This window comes from Pseudoalteromonas obscura, from assembly GCF_030135505.1.
GTDB lineage: Bacteria > Pseudomonadota > Gammaproteobacteria > Enterobacterales > Alteromonadaceae > Pseudoalteromonas > Pseudoalteromonas obscura.
Genome location: NZ_JASJUT010000004.1, coordinates 232,804 through 249,755 on the forward strand (window position 1 = coordinate 232,804; position 16,952 = coordinate 249,755).

General features: G+C 41.7%; 14 protein-coding genes. 6 read left to right on the forward strand and 8 right to left on the reverse strand.

Annotated elements, in window-relative coordinates; translation table 11 throughout:
• Positions 1–59: 59 nt before the first annotated feature.
• Together QNM18_RS12395 and nadC are read right to left on the reverse strand one after the other, a co-directional pair.
• Entirely contained in the window at positions 60–515 is a 456-nt protein-coding gene (locus tag QNM18_RS12395) for a pilin (RefSeq protein ID WP_211011246.1), read from the reverse strand.
• A 253-nt stretch (positions 516–768) separates the two neighbouring features.
• Positions 769–1,608: a carboxylating nicotinate-nucleotide diphosphorylase gene (nadC, locus tag QNM18_RS12400; RefSeq protein WP_211011245.1), complete on the reverse strand. Its 840-nt coding sequence runs from the start codon at positions 1,606–1,608 to the stop codon at positions 769–771.
• Positions 1,609–1,773: 165 nt separating this feature from the next.
• Here nadC and ampD point away from each other — a divergent pair, with 165 nt between their 5' ends.
• Positions 1,774–2,337 (forward strand): 1,6-anhydro-N-acetylmuramyl-L-alanine amidase AmpD, encoded by a 564-nt coding sequence (ampD, locus tag QNM18_RS12405; protein WP_211011243.1) that lies wholly within the window; start codon positions 1,774–1,776, stop codon positions 2,335–2,337.
• Positions 2,338–2,342: 5 nt separating this feature from the next.
• Positions 2,343–3,227, forward strand: coding sequence for a beta-lactamase regulator AmpE (ampE, locus tag QNM18_RS12410; protein ID WP_284137405.1), 885 nt, complete (start codon positions 2,343–2,345; stop codon positions 3,225–3,227).
• A 19-nt stretch (positions 3,228–3,246) separates the two neighbouring features.
• On the opposite strand, the gene QNM18_RS12415 is transcribed toward ampE, so the two are convergent.
• Complete coding sequence (locus QNM18_RS12415) at positions 3,247–5,745, reverse strand: PilZ domain-containing protein (RefSeq protein ID WP_284137406.1); 2,499 nt, start codon at positions 5,743–5,745, stop codon at positions 3,247–3,249.
• A 139-nt stretch (positions 5,746–5,884) separates the two neighbouring features.
• Here QNM18_RS12415 and radA point away from each other — a divergent pair, with 139 nt between their 5' ends.
• Positions 5,885–7,255, forward strand: coding sequence for a DNA repair protein RadA (gene radA, locus QNM18_RS12420; protein ID WP_211011237.1), 1,371 nt, complete (start codon positions 5,885–5,887; stop codon positions 7,253–7,255).
• A gap of 9 nt (positions 7,256–7,264) precedes the next feature.
• Entirely contained in the window at positions 7,265–8,188 is a 924-nt protein-coding gene (locus tag QNM18_RS12425; RefSeq protein WP_211011235.1) for a hypothetical protein, read from the forward strand.
• 50 nt (positions 8,189–8,238) lie between these two features.
• Here the strand turns inward: QNM18_RS12425 and QNM18_RS12430 are convergent, their stop codons facing one another.
• Positions 8,239–9,576 carry a peptidoglycan DD-metalloendopeptidase family protein gene (locus tag QNM18_RS12430; protein ID WP_284137407.1) on the reverse strand — a complete coding sequence of 446 codons (1,338 nt, stop codon included), beginning with the start codon at positions 9,574–9,576 and terminating at the stop codon, positions 8,239–8,241.
• 151 nt (positions 9,577–9,727) lie between these two features.
• Here QNM18_RS12430 and tyrS point away from each other — a divergent pair, with 151 nt between their 5' ends.
• Positions 9,728–10,927: a tyrosine--tRNA ligase gene (tyrS, locus tag QNM18_RS12435; RefSeq protein WP_211011463.1), complete on the forward strand. Its 1,200-nt coding sequence runs from the start codon at positions 9,728–9,730 to the stop codon at positions 10,925–10,927.
• Between the two features lie 38 nt (positions 10,928–10,965).
• On the opposite strand, the gene QNM18_RS12440 is transcribed toward tyrS, so the two are convergent.
• The 4 genes from QNM18_RS12440 to folE2 all read right to left on the reverse strand — a co-directional run bounded on the left by QNM18_RS12440 (position 10,966) and on the right by folE2 (position 14,359).
• Positions 10,966–11,910, reverse strand: a complete 945-nt coding sequence (locus tag QNM18_RS12440) for a cobalamin biosynthesis protein CobD/CbiB (protein ID WP_284137408.1) — start codon at positions 11,908–11,910, stop codon at positions 10,966–10,968.
• Entirely contained in the window at positions 11,911–12,618 is a 708-nt protein-coding gene (mtnN, locus tag QNM18_RS12445; RefSeq protein WP_211011231.1) for a 5'-methylthioadenosine/S-adenosylhomocysteine nucleosidase, read from the reverse strand. It abuts the gene before it with no gap.
• A gap of 119 nt (positions 12,619–12,737) precedes the next feature.
• Entirely contained in the window at positions 12,738–13,328 is a 591-nt protein-coding gene (locus QNM18_RS12450) for a DUF2726 domain-containing protein (RefSeq protein ID WP_211011229.1), read from the reverse strand.
• A 110-nt stretch (positions 13,329–13,438) separates the two neighbouring features.
• Entirely contained in the window at positions 13,439–14,359 is a 921-nt protein-coding gene (gene folE2, locus QNM18_RS12455) for a GTP cyclohydrolase FolE2 (RefSeq protein ID WP_284137409.1), read from the reverse strand.
• A 261-nt stretch (positions 14,360–14,620) separates the two neighbouring features.
• On the opposite strand from folE2, the gene arcB reads away from it, so the two are divergent.
• Positions 14,621–16,948 (forward strand): aerobic respiration two-component sensor histidine kinase ArcB, encoded by a 2,328-nt coding sequence (arcB, locus tag QNM18_RS12460; protein ID WP_284137410.1) that lies wholly within the window; start codon positions 14,621–14,623, stop codon positions 16,946–16,948.
• Positions 16,949–16,952: the final 4 nt, after the last annotated feature.

Here is a 16,952-nt window from a genome sequence, read left to right on the forward strand (position 1 = left end):
AAAGGAACTGGCATTGCCAGTTCCTTTTTAAGTTAGTCGGTGTTAATTAACTTAATCTATTAAGTTGTTTTCTTAGTACAAGTGCTTGGGATCCAGTTGTCTTGTCCCGTACCAACTGTCATTTCACATTTCCACTTAACGATATTAACACCAGCAGCTGAAGCACCTAAAGTAATAGCTGCACCTTGATCATTCAGAGGAGTCAACGTCATAACCATGCCATTTAGCGCGCCAGCACCTGTTACAGTGATCAAGCCTTCATCACTTGCTGTCATTGCTGATACATAATCGGTCGCTACGAAGCCTGTGATACAGCCAGTTGCTTTAGAACCAAGCTGCGCTTTTTCTTCAATACACGCCTTAGGCATACTTGCCAATGAGAACATTTCAGATGTTCTAGCGCGGTTAACATAGTCAGTGTAAGCAGGAAGTGCTACTGCTGCCAAAATACCGATGATTGCAATCACAATCATTAATTCGATAAGGGTAAAACCACCCTGTCGTTGTTGCGTCATGATGTGTCTCCTAAGGGATGTTAGACCCGGTGGCAGTTGATACTTACACCAGGATTTATTAAATTATCGTAATGGCGCTGTCTATTAATGTTTAAATTTACACTAATAGCCAACTGCAGTATGTAACACGTTTAACCGTAAAGAATTAATCTAAATCATTAATTTAATTCTTTTTTATTAAATATGCTTTGTAAATAAATGTCAACGAAATAAATGAATATTTAGTTACATTTTTATTACACGGCAAACTACATTATTCAAATCGCATTGATAAATCTATGCTGCGTACGTGTTTAGTTAACGCACCACTTGAAATGTAATCGACGCCCGCTTGTGCATACTGTGCCAGAATGTCTAATGTCATATTACCCGAGACTTCGAGCTTAGCTCTACCTGAGGTTAGTCTAACGGCGTTTTGAATGTCTTCAACGGTAAAATTGTCCAGCATGATGATGTCACTGCCCGCAAGCAACGCTTGTTCTAGCTCATCTAAATTCTCAACTTCCACTTCGACAGGCTTGTCTGGGTGAGTACTTTTTGCTTGTTTAACCGCTTTGTCGATCCCGCCGCACGCAGCAATGTGGTTTTCCTTAATCAGGAATGCGTCAAATAAGCCAATGCGGTGGTTTTTACCACCACCACAAGTCACCGCATACTTTTGCAGTGCTCTCAAGCCAGGAATGGTTTTTCGTGTGTCTAGTAATTGCGTGTTACTGCCATCCAGTGCTTGAACATAGTGTGCAGTTGTTGTTGCTGTACCGGAAAGTGTTTGAACAAAATTCAGAGCGGTTCTTTCTGCGGTTAGGATCGCTCGTGCCGAACCCTTAGCAGTAAAAATTCGTGCGTTGGCGCTGAGCTTGTCTCCATCGTTGGCTAATACTGTCACTTCAACACTAGGGTCTACTTGTCTAAAGACCTCTAAGATTAAATCTTTGCCACAAAATACACAGTCTTCACGTGTAATAACATACGCGTTCGCCTGCTGTTGCTCCGGGATCAGGGCTGCGGTGATATCACCTTGTGCAGCGGATTGATGGTTAAGGTCTTCATCGAGTGCAAGTTTTACAAGTTGTGAAATAAGTTCAGGTTGCATAGGTGAATCATCATTGTTTTTTATACTGTAAATTCTACTGTGATTAGTGCAATGAAACAATTTTCTTTCATAAAAGGATGTATGCTTTCTTAAAATAAATTTGCAATAGTGCTGAGAAGTAATTCTTGTTAAGGTAGTGAGGTGACAATTGAAAGCTAATTTTTTATGGAAAATCAAGATCAATGGCTGAAGTTTGCCAAACACAGACCTTCACCCCATCATGATGAACGACCTAATGAGTGCGATATCGAGTTGCTCGTCATTCATAATATTTCTTTGCCTGCGGGCCAATTTGGCACGAGTTATGTCGATGACCTTTTTATGGGAACCATTGATTGTCATGCGCATGAAAGCTTTGCATCTTTGCAAGGGGTAAGAGTGTCAGCTCACTGTTTTATTCGTCGAGATGGTGAAGTGATCCAATATGTGCCTTTTTCAAAGCGAGCATGGCATGCGGGTGTATCGAGCTATCGTGGACGTGAAAAATGTAACGATTTCAGCATCGGCATTGAATTAGAGGGAACGGATAATGACGCATATACACCTGCGCAATATGAAGCACTTGTGGCTGTAAGCCGCGCAATCATAGTGCGCTACCCGAAAATTACCACTGAGCAGATTGTTGGTCATTGTGATATTGCGCCAGTACGCAAGACAGATCCTGGAGAGGCATTTGATTGGTCGTACTATTTGGATCTACTACAACGTGAATTAGAAATATTTGAGTAAAAATCATGATATTAATTTCGATATTATTGGCACTGATCATTGAGCGTTTAGGCGCTAGGTCAACACACTGGCAAATCGACTACTATTTGTCTCATTATCAGCAATGGAGTTATCAACAAAGTGCAGTTAGCTGGTTGTATAAGTCCAGTTTAGGCGTCATGTTATGGCTTACTATTCCAGCGTTGCTGATTGCATTTTTATATAGTTTGTTTGAATTTGTGCTGTGGCAAATCGCGCTTAATGTTTGTATTTTGCTGATTTGTTTTGGATGTGCGAAATACCGTAAATCTTACAAGGGATACCTCAATGCTCTAGCAAGAGATGATAAGGAAGCTGCCACTTTGTACGCTTTGCAAATGGGCCAAACGAAAACCGAACATGAACCAGGAGGGGAGACCTTCGGCCAAACATTGGCGTGGATAAATTTCACACATTATTGTGCGGTGATGTTTTGGTTTGTATTGCTTGGCGCGCCAGGGGCTGTGTTATACGCCACAACACGTGCAGTTGTTGAGATACTAAAAGATAAAGTGAATGGCGAGCCGTCAATAAGCGAGCAAAATTGTATTGAAGTTATGTCTGCGCATACTCAGCGGTTTAGTACACTATTTCACTTTCTAAATTGGCTACCAGCAAGGCTTGCGGGCTTTGGTTACTTGATTATCGGCAACTTTTCAAAAGGCACTGGCAGCTGGCTTAAATACTTATTGGACTTTCAAGCTTGTAATCGCAAAGTTGTCGCAGAAACAGCACTTGCTGCCGAGCAGATAGAGCAACAATATTTTGGTTGCACATATGAGGCTGCATGTATGATGCGCTTGGTAAAGCGCAATGTTTTATTTTACTTGTTTTTAGTCGCTGCATTGACTTTATTTGCAGGACTCAGCTAAACGAACCTCAGGTGGCTGACTAAAAGTGCTTAGTTAGCCACTCGCGTTTTCGATTTTTCATGCGCTCAATCAAATGATTCTCCAGTCCTAAAACGGGCATCATTACATCTGTTACATCGACGACATCACAAACGCCGTTAACCGACCAAAGCGCTTCTTCTAAGCCTTTTGCTTTGTGTAGAGCGTAGTGGCTTACATAGCGCAATTCATTGGCGAGATGATCCATATCAGGTCGGCCTGTTTTGGACACATACAAATGGCAGATAAACAAAATACCATTCTTTAGGGCTTTTTTTGCAAATAAAAACAGCGGCTCAATAGGTTCACCAAAAGGAATGCATTGGGACTTAACACCGTGGTTTGATTCATCTGATTGTTTTTCATCGTAGTGAACAAACAGCGTAAACCGCAGCGGTTTGTCTTGTCTGGACTTTTCTTTCAATTGTTCCGTTAAAGAGTCGCCAATGAATTTGTTGGGAAATAACTTATTTGGGAAAAGGAGTTCTTGTCCATTGTGGTTGATGAGGTGCGGCAACAATATATTGTGTAATGGTGAAGGGTAGAGTCCATGTCCTACCGCGCCAATTTCCATATGAGATGCTTTTTTATGAAGGTAAAGCGGTAGCTGACAGATGCTTTTGGTTACCATATTTCTGAGCGCAGTCGAGAGCCCTGGTATTTTAGGCGCTTCCTCACTGGGCTGGAGCTTGTCTTTATTATTATCGATCAGCGCAGTGAAAAATTCGATGGCCGTATGAGATGCATTAGTGACTTGCTTTACTTTAAGGTTGATAATAGTTTTTGATTTGCTAACAGCCATGACCTCGTATCGCAAACCTGACAGCACATGCTGTTTGGTGATCTTTTGCAAGTCGGGTAAATCGACAGTAACGAGATCTCCTTTGGCTACATCCACAGCGTGTTCAACTTCAATTTGCAGGCCCATAATCGAAAAGTCCCGGGTATTGCCACTGAATACCTGGCTATCAGATATATTCAACGCGACTCCGGTGCGATATAAAAATCGCTTGTGGGATCTTAAATTCACATATTCCAACGCGACCTTTTCCAGTGGTGGCGGGTTTTTAGATTTGCCATGGCCAAACTCTTTTAAGCGATTGATGCTCTCTTGTGGATAGGTTAACTTGCTGCAATGTGATTTATGTTCAGGTGTGGTTATCTCAGTGAGCAGCATGAGGTGATGCACAGGCTCAATTAACCCTTGCGCACGAGGGGGCGGTCGTCTGTTTAGCTTTTCAACATTCTTTCCTGCGCTTTTAGGCAATGATAGTGGAATATAGGCGTCTTCATGGTGGCTTGGCATCAACTGTACTTTAAATACTCGCCAGCTTTCTTTTTCGCTACCAAACCCTAAAAATAGGCTTTTTAATTCTGGATTTTCTTCGAGTTCGTAATCAAAGGCTGAGTAAAAGTAGATCTTGCCACCATTTGAGTGGGTAAATGTGTAGCAGTAGGCCTCTTTTACTGGTGCGGACTGCAATAGTAATTTTTGTAGCCGCTTATTGTTGAAGATACTGTATAAACAAGATGTTTTTCGCTCATCTTCAAAATAATAATTAATAAAAGCATTGTTCTCATTAGTGAGCGTCATACTCGGCAGTAACATGTTGTTTATGCGACTAAAAAACACAAATAATGAGCTGACACGTGGCAAGTAATATTGCTCATACCCTTTGCATACAACGGCATCCATAGTGTTGTCTAAATTTATCTTATAGCGTCGTTTGTTGCCGTGAATGAAGCTTTCTAAAAATTCGTCAAACCCTGAGTTGTTCTCTACGAAGGTTCTTTTTAAACGGACATAGTTGTAATCTGAGTTAGACTCTTCAACAGCGACCACTTCGTATTGGATACCCTCTTTTAAGCCGAGCTCGAAATCTTGTTCCAATCCCACTAAACGCAGCGTGATGACGTTTTTTGGGTGTACATGATAGCTTTTTCCCAATTTTATTTTTGCGCCACTTAAAGAGATGTCAGAGGTACTTGCGGGGATCGTGGTACCGCTTTTTAACTCAACCGTGATCTTGATAGAGTAATTCATGCGCTCTTCAATACGGCTTTCATAGGAAGCAAAACGAATTAATTGGGCTTCATGCTCAAATACGACCTCGGGTTCTGTGTCATCTTGGACCTGAGCTTGTTTTTGCATTACCTTATAATTATTGTCGGTATGCATGACTGCTTCATATACCGCCATCGTATAGCCACCGTGCTGCGCAACCTCACGTTCAAATACACTAATAGCAAGATCATCCATAAAGTGTTGCTTACCGTCATGCTCGTATGGTTTTACATCGCCAGATACCTGTCCACGCAAATCAATAAAGCGCGCAACAGGTTGCGAAAGGCGTGTCATTTCCATTTTTAACAAAAATTGGTCTGGTTTGCTCAGTTGTGCTGTTTTTTGCTTGAAGATAAAATCAAAATTTGGATCGCCTAAATCTCCTTTTAGGTCATTAATAAGGTCTTGATGTAGTTCTAGTTTATCTTCACTCATAGCCGTTCGCAGTTTGTCCGCAGACAATGTCTCTTTGTTATTATTTCAGCCTTCGCCAATTTTATGTCAGTATAGCTTCATTCTTAACTTGTAGCTTAACTGGGTTTTCCTTTTAAGCAATAACTATGCCTTGATATATATGGGAAAAAAGAAAACCGCATTTGTATGTAGTGATTGTGGAGCGGAATTTGCTCGTTGGCAAGGGCAATGTTCTGAATGTAAAGCTTGGAACACTGTAACAGAGTTTCGTGTACCTTCTGTGAAAACGGCTCCACGTAGTGCTGGTACCACCGGGTATGCCGGTGTGGTAGAAGCAAAAATTCAAACCTTAGATGAAGTAAACCTTGAATCGTTACCTCGATTTTCTACAGGCTTTAAGGAGTTTGATAGAGTGTTGGGTGGTGGTGTGGTACCCGGTAGTGCCATATTAATTGGTGGTGAACCGGGCGCGGGTAAAAGTACATTACTTTTGCAAACTATGTGTTTACTTGCGCAATCTATGCCGACGTTATATGTAACTGGTGAAGAGTCATTACAGCAAGTCGCTATGCGCGCAAAACGTCTGGGTTTGCCAACAGATAAGCTTAAAACTTTAGCTGAAACTAATGTTGAAACGATTTGCCAACTTGCACTGAGAGAAAAGCCCGCCATTATGGTCATCGACTCGATTCAAGTTATGCATATGGCAGACGTTCAGTCAGCGCCTGGAAGTGTCTCTCAAGTACGCGAAAGTGCAGCTTATTTGACGCGCTTTGCGAAGCAAAACCAAGTTGCCATTGTCATGGTAGGTCATGTGACAAAAGATGGTACGCTGGCAGGCCCAAAAGTGTTAGAGCACTGTATTGACTGTTCAATCCTATTGGAAGGCAGCAGTGACAGCCGATTTAGAACATTGCGAGGCAATAAAAACCGTTTTGGTGCAGTTAACGAACTGGGTGTTTTTGCGATGACTGGGCAAGGCTTAAAAGAAGTCAACAACCCTTCCGCTATTTTTCTTAACCGAGGTGAAGAGCAGACGCCTGGCTCACTGGTTATGGTAATTTGGGAAGGGACCCGCCCTCTGTTAGTGGAAGTTCAAGCTTTAGTCGACTATTCGCAATTGGCAAACCCGAGACGTGTAACTGTGGGTCTAGAACAAAACCGATTAGCTATGTTACTGGCAGTGTTACACCGTCATGGTGGGTTGCAAGTCGCTGATCAAGATGTATTTGTCAATGTAGTTGGTGGTGTAAAGGTCAATGAAACCAGTGCGGATTTGGCTCTGATCACCGCCTTGGTATCCAGCTTTAAAAATTATGCATTAGATAAACAGTTAGTTGTTTTTGGTGAGGTAGGACTGGGAGGTGAGATCCGTCCGGTGCCTAGTGGTCAAGAAAGATTGCGAGAAGCTGCGAAACATGGTTTTAAACGTGCTATTGTACCTGTCGCAAATAAACCAAAAGAAGATATCGAAGGGATGGAAGTGATAGGGGTTTCCAGCTTAAACGATGCATTAGAAGCGCTATTTTAAGGAGTTATTATGAATAAAGCAGCTCTTACAGGTGTCGCACTTGCTGTTGCAGGTGGCGTTGCAGGTGTTAACTGGTATGCAAACAAAACTGCAAGTGAAGTTGTTGCAGAGCAGGTACAGCAATTCTCAGAGCAGACTGGGTTTGATGTGAACTATCAAAATGTAGATTATAGCCTGCTGAGTAATACGGTTGTACTCGAAAACATTTCATTTAAAACACAAGAAAGTGAACACGCATTGGTGGATATTGCGCGTTTCTCCTTAAAAGGGTACGAGAGTGGTAAAGTTAGCCCTCTCACTGAGTTGGAGATAGAAGGGTTATCTTTGACAGATGAACTAAAAGCTCTTTCTTTAGAAGCACTTCCTACCACACTAGCAAATGCGAAATATAACTTAAACTCGACAATGCGCTACGATGAAGCCAGCGGAGACAGCCAGTTTAAATTTGCCGTTTCGGCTGAAAAAGTGGTTAACTTTGGTATGGACATCGCCTTAGCAAATAGCCAAAATTTGATGGATTTACAGCAAGAAATCCAGAAAATGCATGAGCAAGGAGAGGTATCTCTGGAAGCTGAGTTACAGATGCAGAGTAAAATGCTAAGCGCATTACAATCACTTCAACCAGTCGATATGGCCTTTGCCTTGAAAAATGAGGGAGAATTAAAGGCCTTAGTTGATGAAGTATTGCAACAAAGCGGCTTAGATCACGAACAATTAAAAGCGTTATTGGCGGTACAAATGGAAAATGTACCTGCAAGTGATAATGCTAAGCAGGCAATTCAGTCTTTTGTATCTGGCCTGTCTTTACTTGAAGTCAGTATGCAGTTTCCAGAAAAAACGAGCTTTATGCAGCTAGGTATGCAGCTTCAACCGTTAGCAGGCAATCCTCAAGCGCTGGAAGAGTTTTTGAAGCTCCGGATTGTAGGTAGATAATTAGATAGAAAAAAGGCGAGGAATACCTCGCCTTTTTTATTTAAACTTCGTTATTTGTTGTTCAAAGCTAACATCAACTCACGTTTGCGCTCTAATCTCACTAACATTTTGTCAGCAAGAGGTCTGAACTTAGCAAGTTCCTGATTTGGAAGCGGAAGTGACTTAGGTAGTTTGACTGTTTTTGGATTGCGGTGGTTGCCGTTGACCAAGAATTCGTAATGCAGATGTGGTCCTGTTACCCGCCCTGTGGCTCCAACAGTACCAATTTTTTGTCCTTGCTTAACCTTTTGGCCCGCTTTTACATGCAACTTGTGCAAGTGCAGGTATTTTGTAGTGTATTGGCTACCATGCTCGATAAAAACGTAATTACCATTGAGCCTATGATAGCCAGCTTTGGTTACTCTACCATTACCCGCAGCAACGACTGGTGTACCAACCTTTGCCGCATAATCTATACCTCGGTGTGGGCGAACTTGTTTGGTTACGGGGTGTAACCTTCTTGGATTAAAGTTTGAACTGATATACTTGAAATTCACCGGTGCGCGTAAAAACGCTTTTTTCATACTGCGTCCTTCGGGAGTGTAAAACTCACCGTTGGTATGCCTAATTGCAGTATATCGATCACCTTGGTTTATAAACTCAGCGGCAATGATTTTTCCATTGCCAATTTCTTCGCCATCCACATAGTGAGATTCGTACACAAGAGTAAAGGTATCACCTTTACGTATGTCGTTTGCAAAATCCACATCCCAGCCGAAAATGTTAGCAAAGTTCATAATTTGTCTTTGTGTCAGACCTGCTGAAATGCCAGCTGTCCAAAAACTCGAACGAATTTTTCCACCGGCGGTTTTTTCACGAGTCTCAATTTCTTTGCTTGCTATTTTGGTTTCGTAGCTGCCATCGTCTATACGCGTTACGTACAAAGTATCTGTTTTAGAGAGTACATATTTTAATTGCGCAAGGTTACCCTGTTTATCGCTGGCAAAGCTCAGGGTTTCACCAGGGTGTATTTTTGTTAATTTACGCGTTTCTTCATTAGTGTTAACCAATTTATGAAGTGTTTGGGCAGAATATCCGGCGCGCTTAAACAAAACAGCCAAGCTATCACCTGAGCGGACTTTGTGATCTACGTAATCATAAGTGTGTGTATTCTCTTGCTCTTTAGTGGGTTCAGCTTCTGCACTTAGGATAGTGAGCTGCTCAGGCTGTTGTTCTTCAACTTTGATAGGGAGTTCATAACGCTTGCCAACTTCCAATGCATCGTCTTTATGATCTTTGGATGCAGTGGCCTTTTCTGAAGGCAACAAGGCAATCCCAGTCATCGCAGCTAACAAACCGACAATAAGCATTTTGTGTTTTTTGGGAAGCTTATTTACTGCAGGTACCATAACGTGCCTTTTTCGCTGTCAAGAAATTTTATGAATAATAGTGCAGCATATACGTAATAAAGCGTTAATACCAGTATTTTGTGCATTTAAACTCCGTGAAATATAGGCTAGAATCGGGCGATAAACTGAATTTAGAGTTGGAGTGATAATGGTGGACATAGAAACTGCATTTGCTGAGATAAAGCGCGGTGCAGAAGACATATTGGTTGAAGATGAGCTAAAAGAGAAATTAAAGTCAGGCAAAAAGCTGCGTATTAAGGCAGGATTTGATCCAACAGCACCTGATCTACATTTAGGTCACACAGTACTAATTAATAAATTAAAAACTTTCCAAGATTTAGGTCACGAGGTCATTTTCTTAATTGGTGATTTCACCGGTATGATCGGAGACCCAACTGGCAAAAATGTCACGCGCAAGCCACTTACCCGAGAAGACGTACTTGCAAACGCTGAAACATATAAAGAGCAAGTATTTAAAATTCTGGATCCGGAAAAAACCACTGTTGCATTTAACTCGCAATGGATGGAGAAATTAAGCAGTGCAGAGATGATTAAGCTTGCATCGCGACAAACTGTAGCTCGAATGCTAGAGCGTGATGATTTTAAAAAGCGTTATGCTGGCGGTCAGGCAATTGCCATCCATGAATTTTTATATCCGCTAGTTCAGGGCTGGGACTCAGTTGCACTAGAAGCTGATGTTGAGCTTGGTGGTACGGATCAACGCTTTAACCTATTGATGGGTAGAGAGTTACAGAAAGAAGAAGGTCAAAAGCCACAAACAGTCTTGATGATGCCATTACTTGAGGGTACAGATGGTGTTCAAAAGATGTCTAAGTCATTAGGTAACTATATCGGTATTACTGACGCTCCAACTGAGATGTTTGGTAAAGTTATGTCGATTTCCGATGATCTTATGTGGCGTTACTACGAGCTATTGAGTGCTAAATCATTGACTGACATTGCAGCGTTAAAAGAAGAAGTTGCAGGCGGTCGCAACCCTCGCGATATCAAAATTGACTTTGCTAAAGAAATGATTGCACGTTTCCATAGTGAAGATGATGCGCAGGCAGCCCATCAAGATTTTATTAAGCGCTTTCAAAAGAATGCTCTACCCGACGAGATCCCTGAAGTGACTGTAAGCATTGAAGGTGATACAACATTTATTGCCAACTTACTAAAAGAAGCAGGCCTTGTGGCAAGTACTTCAGAAGCAATGCGGATGATCAAACAAGGTGCGGTGAAGCTTAATGGCGAAGAGAAAATCACTGATACTAAGCTAGAAATAGCAAAAGGCAGTACTGAAATTTACCAAGTAGGTAAGCGTAAGTTTGCTAAAGTGACAGTAGCTTAAGTTATCCACCCTGTAGCCAAGTGATAAAGCTCACTTGGCTACACTAAATTTATTGCGAACCAAATTAACACGGTTAAGCCCAACCAAAACCACCTCATACTGTTTAATAGTTTTAGCATATGCTGCATATCTTCGACAGTCGGTTGGCGATCGCTTCCTATTCTAATGTTGTCAAAGCGCTCATCATGGTAAAAGCGGGGACCTGCGAGCTGCACATTTAAGCTGGCAGAGAATAACGCCATGATCCATCCTGAATTTTTGTTTACGTAGTGCTGTGCATAATGTTTTAAGTAATGTTGCGTCTTCGCGAGGTTTTGGGTTAACGCCATAATTAGGACGAAACATCTAATTGGAAGCCATTCGAGTAGGTATATGATTTTTTGTACGGCAGTCATGAAAGGGTGTTGTACGCAAAGCTGTTTTCGCCAACTTTGGTCGCATAATAGTAATAATTTATACGTCAGCGCTAAATAGGGACCCGCAATCAGATAAAAAATAATAATTAGATAAAAATGACGGATTGTATTAAGTGCCAGAGAATCTAGCGAAGCTTTTATGATGCCCACTTCTGATAACTTTGTAGTGTCTCGGTTTACAATGCTGGCCAGCAGCTGTTTAGCTGAACCTTTTTGACCTTGAGATAACAGCCTCGCAATGCGTTTGGCCCGTCCTTCAAAGTGGGTATCCAAACATAAAAATAAAATTAACCCGCCAAACCACTGAGGATAAAAAGAGATGTAAGACAGTGTGTATAGCAACATGATAATCGTGAGTGTAGGTAATATACAGGCGAGCGCGCCTGAGAGCTTATGCTGAGTTACTTTATTACCTTTACGAACTACACGCTTGGCCAAATTGCTGGTTATAAGTGTAAAAATGGTATTGGGGTGGTAGAGCTTAGATAGATTCAAGCTAAAAGCACAAATTACTGCTAAGCAAAAGATGAGCAAGCCCTCTTGGGCTTGCAATAAAGTGATAAACACTTACAGGGTTACCTGTGTTAACTCTTCAAGCAATGCCATAACTAGCTTAGACGAATTAACCGATGCTACTTCTAGGTACTCTTCAAATGACTGAGGAGATTCCTTACCTGCAATATCAGATAGAGAGCGGATCACAACGAACGGAGTATTTAACACATGACAAGCTTGTGCAATGGCTGCTCCTTCCATTTCCACAGCTAGCATATTTGGAAAATCTTGACGTGTTTTCTCAATACGTACTGGATCACACATAAATGAATCGCCAGTACAGATTTGACCTACCATTGTCTGGATATCTTTTACAGCATGAATGCTCGCTTCCGACGCTTTAATTAAAGCCGGATGAGCTGCGAAACCTGCTGGCATTTGAGGTACTTGCCCTAATTCATAGCCAAAAGCTGTGACATCAACATCATGGTGACGTACTTCACTTGAGATAACAACATCACCAACATTTAGTGAAGGTTCAAATCCACCAGCAGAACCTGTGTTGATCACGCAATCAGGTGAAAAATTATCGATAAGTAGGGTTGTTGCAACGGTTGCGGCAACTTTACCGATACCAGACTGCACCAATGTTACTTCATGGCCGCCTAGTTCACCTGTGTAAAATGTAAATCCGCCTTTTGTAAGTGTTTTTGGAGACTGCATGGTGTCACGTAAAATCGTAACTTCTTGCTCCATCGCACCAATAATGCCAATTTTCATAATTATTCTCTTTGTATTTTAGTTACTGCTCATTATATACATTCTTCTTTTGAAAGCATTCTTTTGGCGGCAAAACAATGAAGCAAGCTGCTTGAATAGCTCAAGCAGCCAAATGGAATCTAAATTTCTGCCAGTTGTGTACTTGCGGCTTTGGCCTGAGATGGGGAGAGAACAGCCGGCTTGTAACTGCGGTTACGTACTGGTTTGGTTTGCTCAGGTTTCTGGCCAAGCTTGAATAGGATAGCTGCTCGCACCTCTGGGCTTTTATAACCTGATTTGATTTTCATGCGTATATGAGGGATCCCTGCGGACTCTAACGCACCACTTACAAACCAATCTTTTTGTGCTTTGTGGCCATTCTTATTTGAGTTATTGACTAAATCTACAGCCGCTACAATATTGAGCGTGCTTTTATCTACTAACACATAATCAAGCTGTTTGTTTTGTGCTTTGGTAATAGCAGAACGGCGCGCTTTTTTAGATAGGCCAGGTTTGCATTCTATGACATCGACAAGTTTAACACGGCTGACTATCTTAAACTTATCGCCAACGGCACGTTCTAGTAACTGTAAAAATGATGCTTCTACGGTTGTAAAAACCGAATCTTTACGATTAAACGGATATGGATTGCCGCCCACATCGGTATATTTTGAAATTACGATAGAGGCAATGACTACAAGCGCTAAAATAGCTAAAAGTGTTAATTCCATAAATCACTCCACGACAACAAATTGACTTTGGTATTTATTAAGCAAGGAGTGTGCCGGAAGTGGTTTTTAATCGGCGTTAAGGTAAGGATACTTAACGCCGATGTGGCAGGTTAAACTTGGTAACCGCCCTCTACGCCTTTAACTGCATATGCTACTGCGTCGTGTGCATGCAGTGACTCATAGTGATTAATTTTAACGTAAAAGTCGTCAAAGTTATTTTGGTTCAGCAGTGCTTTTAGCTTTCTTGCCGCATCTTCACAAAACATCAAGTTTTGGCCATTTAATCTGGCAAACTCTTGCTCGTCTTCGCGTTTAACCGCGGCTTGTACAGGTGTTTTTAATTCTTGCTCTGCGATATCTATTAAACCTTTAATATCAAACTCTTTGGCACCTTGCGGTAACTTTACTTTAATATTGGCGATAGAGCGCTGTGAGTGAGGGGTGGCTACGATCCCTTCCGTTGTGCCTAGCCAAGCATGAACACTGTCATGGTCCAAGGTTTTACCTGAAAAGTTTTCTTCAAATGCATTTTGAATAAGCTGTCTGGCAAGCGCAGCAGAACATGGGCAAGTTGACGAATAAGTTACATCAACTGCAAGCTCAATACTTAATGCTTGATCTTTTATTGTTGCCGTGATGGTTACAGGGTAGCTCTTCCAGCCTTGTTTCCCACTTAATAACGAAGCGCGGCGCAAAGGTAATTCAAAATTGAGAACAACTTTTGCCGCATTGCTTAGATCTTTATGTGTTGTCACAAATTGATCAAGTAATGATGCTAGCGTGGCAGGTGTCAGAGTTTGTTCGCAAGATAGTGTATCTAACGCCAAAAACAGCCTCGACATGTGAATGCCTTTTGCTTCGGGCTTATTTAAACTGACGAAAGCGTCAGCCTTGGCATTAACAGGAAGTTCTTGAAGGCCCTTACTTGCTAATTGTAGAGGCAGCTCAATGTCCCCCATTCCTACCCAGTCTAAGGTTCCGGTTTGAAGCGCATCTGCATTGTGTGCAATGTCTGGCATTGAAGTTGGCATTTAAACTCTCTTTAATCACGACATCAAAAATGCTCTCATATTACACTAAAATGAGTTTTTTTTCTGTGGATATTCTTAATTAGAATAAACAAAAACAGATTGAGTGTGCATTATTTGATACGTTATCACACTATTTGTGTGGTTACTCAGTGCTGCCTTATTTCAAAAGTTTGAGTTTTTTCAACAAAGTTACACTATTTGGTCGCTCGCATATGTGCTCAGCTGAGGTATAATGGCCTGGTTAACAAGGTGACTATTATTATGCTTGATTCTTCGTTTGGGTCTTGGGCTCGAATTCTCTCTAATTTGGTTCGAAAATACGGTGAACGCAAAGCTGGCGCAATCGCTTATGTTCTGGTGCTCGTGGCGTCATTGGTTTTATCCTGTATGTTCTATTATGTGGCATTAGGATCAGTCACTTTGGTAAATGTATTGTCTGTTGTTGTATTTGCAGCACTGACTTCGCCTTTACTTATCTCAGTTGCTGTTTTTGCTATTCGCCAATTGGAGAGCTCGAAAGAGTATTTAGAGTCAGCCACTCAACAAGAAAAATTGTTGAACCAAACACTAAAAGACAATATCAATCGGCTTAATAATGAAATAGATGAACGAAAAATGGCATTGCATGCAAAACACCGTGCCATTGCAGAGCTGCGAAATGAAATAACTGAACGTCGTAAAGCTGAGCAAGAGCTTGCACAGCAAAGCATGTTGTTGCGCTCAATTGTTGATTCATCCCCTGATTTATTTTATTACCGCGATGAACATGGTGTGTTTGCTGGGTGTAATAAAAAGTTTGAACAAGTTATTGGGAAAGATAGCGAAGGTTTAATTGGTAAAACTGCTGATGAGATTTTTGTCGATCAGGTCGTGCCCAAAGTACTAGAGACAGATGCCCAAGTTAGTGCCACTCAGCAAACCATTTCGTTGGATGTAGAATACCCTGTTAAAGATGAAAACCGCTGGTTTGAGATGCGCAAGTTGCCCTTTATTAATAATGAAGGCGAATATATCGGGTTATTGGCGTTTGGTCGTGATATCACCAGCCGTAAAGAAGCAGAGCAAGCATTAGAAACTGCATATAAAGACAAAGGGAAATTTATTGCCACGTTAAGTCACGAACTTAGAACGCCGCTTAACGGCATTGTCGGTTTAACACGCATGCTTTTAGATACCGAGCTCACTCAGCAGCAAAAAAGTTGGTGTAACACGGTTTTTTCCAGCGCTGAAACCTTAGGTAATATTTTTAACGATATTATTGATCTGGATAAGATTGACCGAGAGCAACTAGATATAGCAACGGACAGTATCAATGTATCTGATTTTATCAATGACGTGGTCAACTTTTCTGATCTGATTGCAGGCCAAAAAGGCCTCGAGTTCAAAATCCAACGCTCAGGTGTGCTAGATGTTTACGCATTGCTTGACCCTACACGTTTACGTCAAGTGCTCTGGAATCTTATCAATAATGCTGTGAAATTTACCCACCGTGGCTGTGTAACTCTTGAGTGCCGTAGAGAAAACCGCGACAGTGGTGCTTGGTTAAGTATGAGCATTATTGATACTGGGGTGGGGATCTCAGCAGAGCAACAAGATAAAATCTTTGATATGTACTACAAGGCGCCTGATGCTGAAGGCAATAATGCCATCGGTTCTGGGATCGGATTAGCGGTGACCAAGGCCCTGGTGTTAGCTATGAAAGGGCGTATAGCGGTCAGTAGTATGCCAGGTAAAGGAAGTCGATTTGATGTTGAGATCCCGTTGGAACTTTGCAGTGCGCCTAACCAACAAAGTTATGCCGGTCGTGGTTTATACATATTACTTGTAGAAGATGTTCCGCTAAATGCTGAAATTGCGACAAATTTACTTGAACAGCGCGGTCATGAAGTGATTTGGGCTGAAACAGGTGAAGATGCATTGTCCCTTGTTCAAACCGAGGATGAACTTGATCTTATTTTGCTTGATATGCAGTTGCCTGATCTAAATGGTGACGAAGTTGCTAGACAAATTCGTGACGATAGTCATTTTGACGCTTTGCCAATTGTTGCTTTGACAGCAAATGTCAGAAGCGCAGAGCAAGAACTACAAGGAATAAGCATTCAAGGTGCATTGGCAAAGCCAATTAATACGACCAAACTAGACAAGATGTTGGCTGAATTATTTGGCATTGATAGTGTTAAAGAAGACGCTGGCGCGATTCAGCAAAACACGGTAGAAGTCTTAGAGGTAGAGCGCAATCTACTCGACATTGAAACTATTACGGACTTTGTGGCGTCTATGGGCGTTGATACCTTTAAACGTAGCTGTGAATTATTCGCTAAACTAAACCCAACGTACTGTAACGAGCTTACTGTCGCAAACCGTGATGATGATGTGGCTGAGTACGGCTCTGTTGCGCATAAATTAAAAGGTGCAGCAGGCTCTGTTGGACTTAAACTAGTACAGCAACACGCGAAGGTAATGGAAACTGAGTGTGAATCCGTTGATGTTGAGGTGCGTGAGCTGTGGATATCAGAATTGGAAGAATTAATAAGAGAAGGGCAGTTAACCCTTCACTCATTAATTGCAAAACTCGCTGAAAGCTCTTAGCGAA

Excerpts from the sequence above, each read along its gene's own strand:
- QNM18_RS12395 (WP_211011246.1), bottom strand. The coding sequence starts at position 515 with ATGACGCAACAACGACAGGGTGGTTTTACCCTTATCGAATTAATGATT.
- nadC (WP_211011245.1), bottom strand. The coding sequence starts at position 1,608 with ATGCAACCTGAACTTATTTCACAACTTGTAAAACTTGCACTCGATGAA.
- ampD (WP_211011243.1), top strand. The coding sequence starts at position 1,774 with ATGGAAAATCAAGATCAATGGCTGAAGTTTGCCAAACACAGACCTTCA.
- ampE (WP_284137405.1), top strand. The coding sequence starts at position 2,343 with ATGATATTAATTTCGATATTATTGGCACTGATCATTGAGCGTTTAGGC.
- QNM18_RS12415 (WP_284137406.1), bottom strand. The coding sequence starts at position 5,745 with ATGAGTGAAGATAAACTAGAACTACATCAAGACCTTATTAATGACCTA.
- radA (WP_211011237.1), top strand. The coding sequence starts at position 5,885 with ATGGGAAAAAAGAAAACCGCATTTGTATGTAGTGATTGTGGAGCGGAA.
- QNM18_RS12425 (WP_211011235.1), top strand. The coding sequence starts at position 7,265 with ATGAATAAAGCAGCTCTTACAGGTGTCGCACTTGCTGTTGCAGGTGGC.
- QNM18_RS12430 (WP_284137407.1), bottom strand. The coding sequence starts at position 9,576 with ATGGTACCTGCAGTAAATAAGCTTCCCAAAAAACACAAAATGCTTATT.
- mtnN (WP_211011231.1), bottom strand. The coding sequence starts at position 12,618 with ATGAAAATTGGCATTATTGGTGCGATGGAGCAAGAAGTTACGATTTTA.
- QNM18_RS12450 (WP_211011229.1), bottom strand. The coding sequence starts at position 13,328 with ATGGAATTAACACTTTTAGCTATTTTAGCGCTTGTAGTCATTGCCTCT.
- folE2 (WP_284137409.1), bottom strand. The coding sequence starts at position 14,359 with ATGCCAACTTCAATGCCAGACATTGCACACAATGCAGATGCGCTTCAA.
- arcB (WP_284137410.1), top strand. The coding sequence starts at position 14,621 with ATGCTTGATTCTTCGTTTGGGTCTTGGGCTCGAATTCTCTCTAATTTG.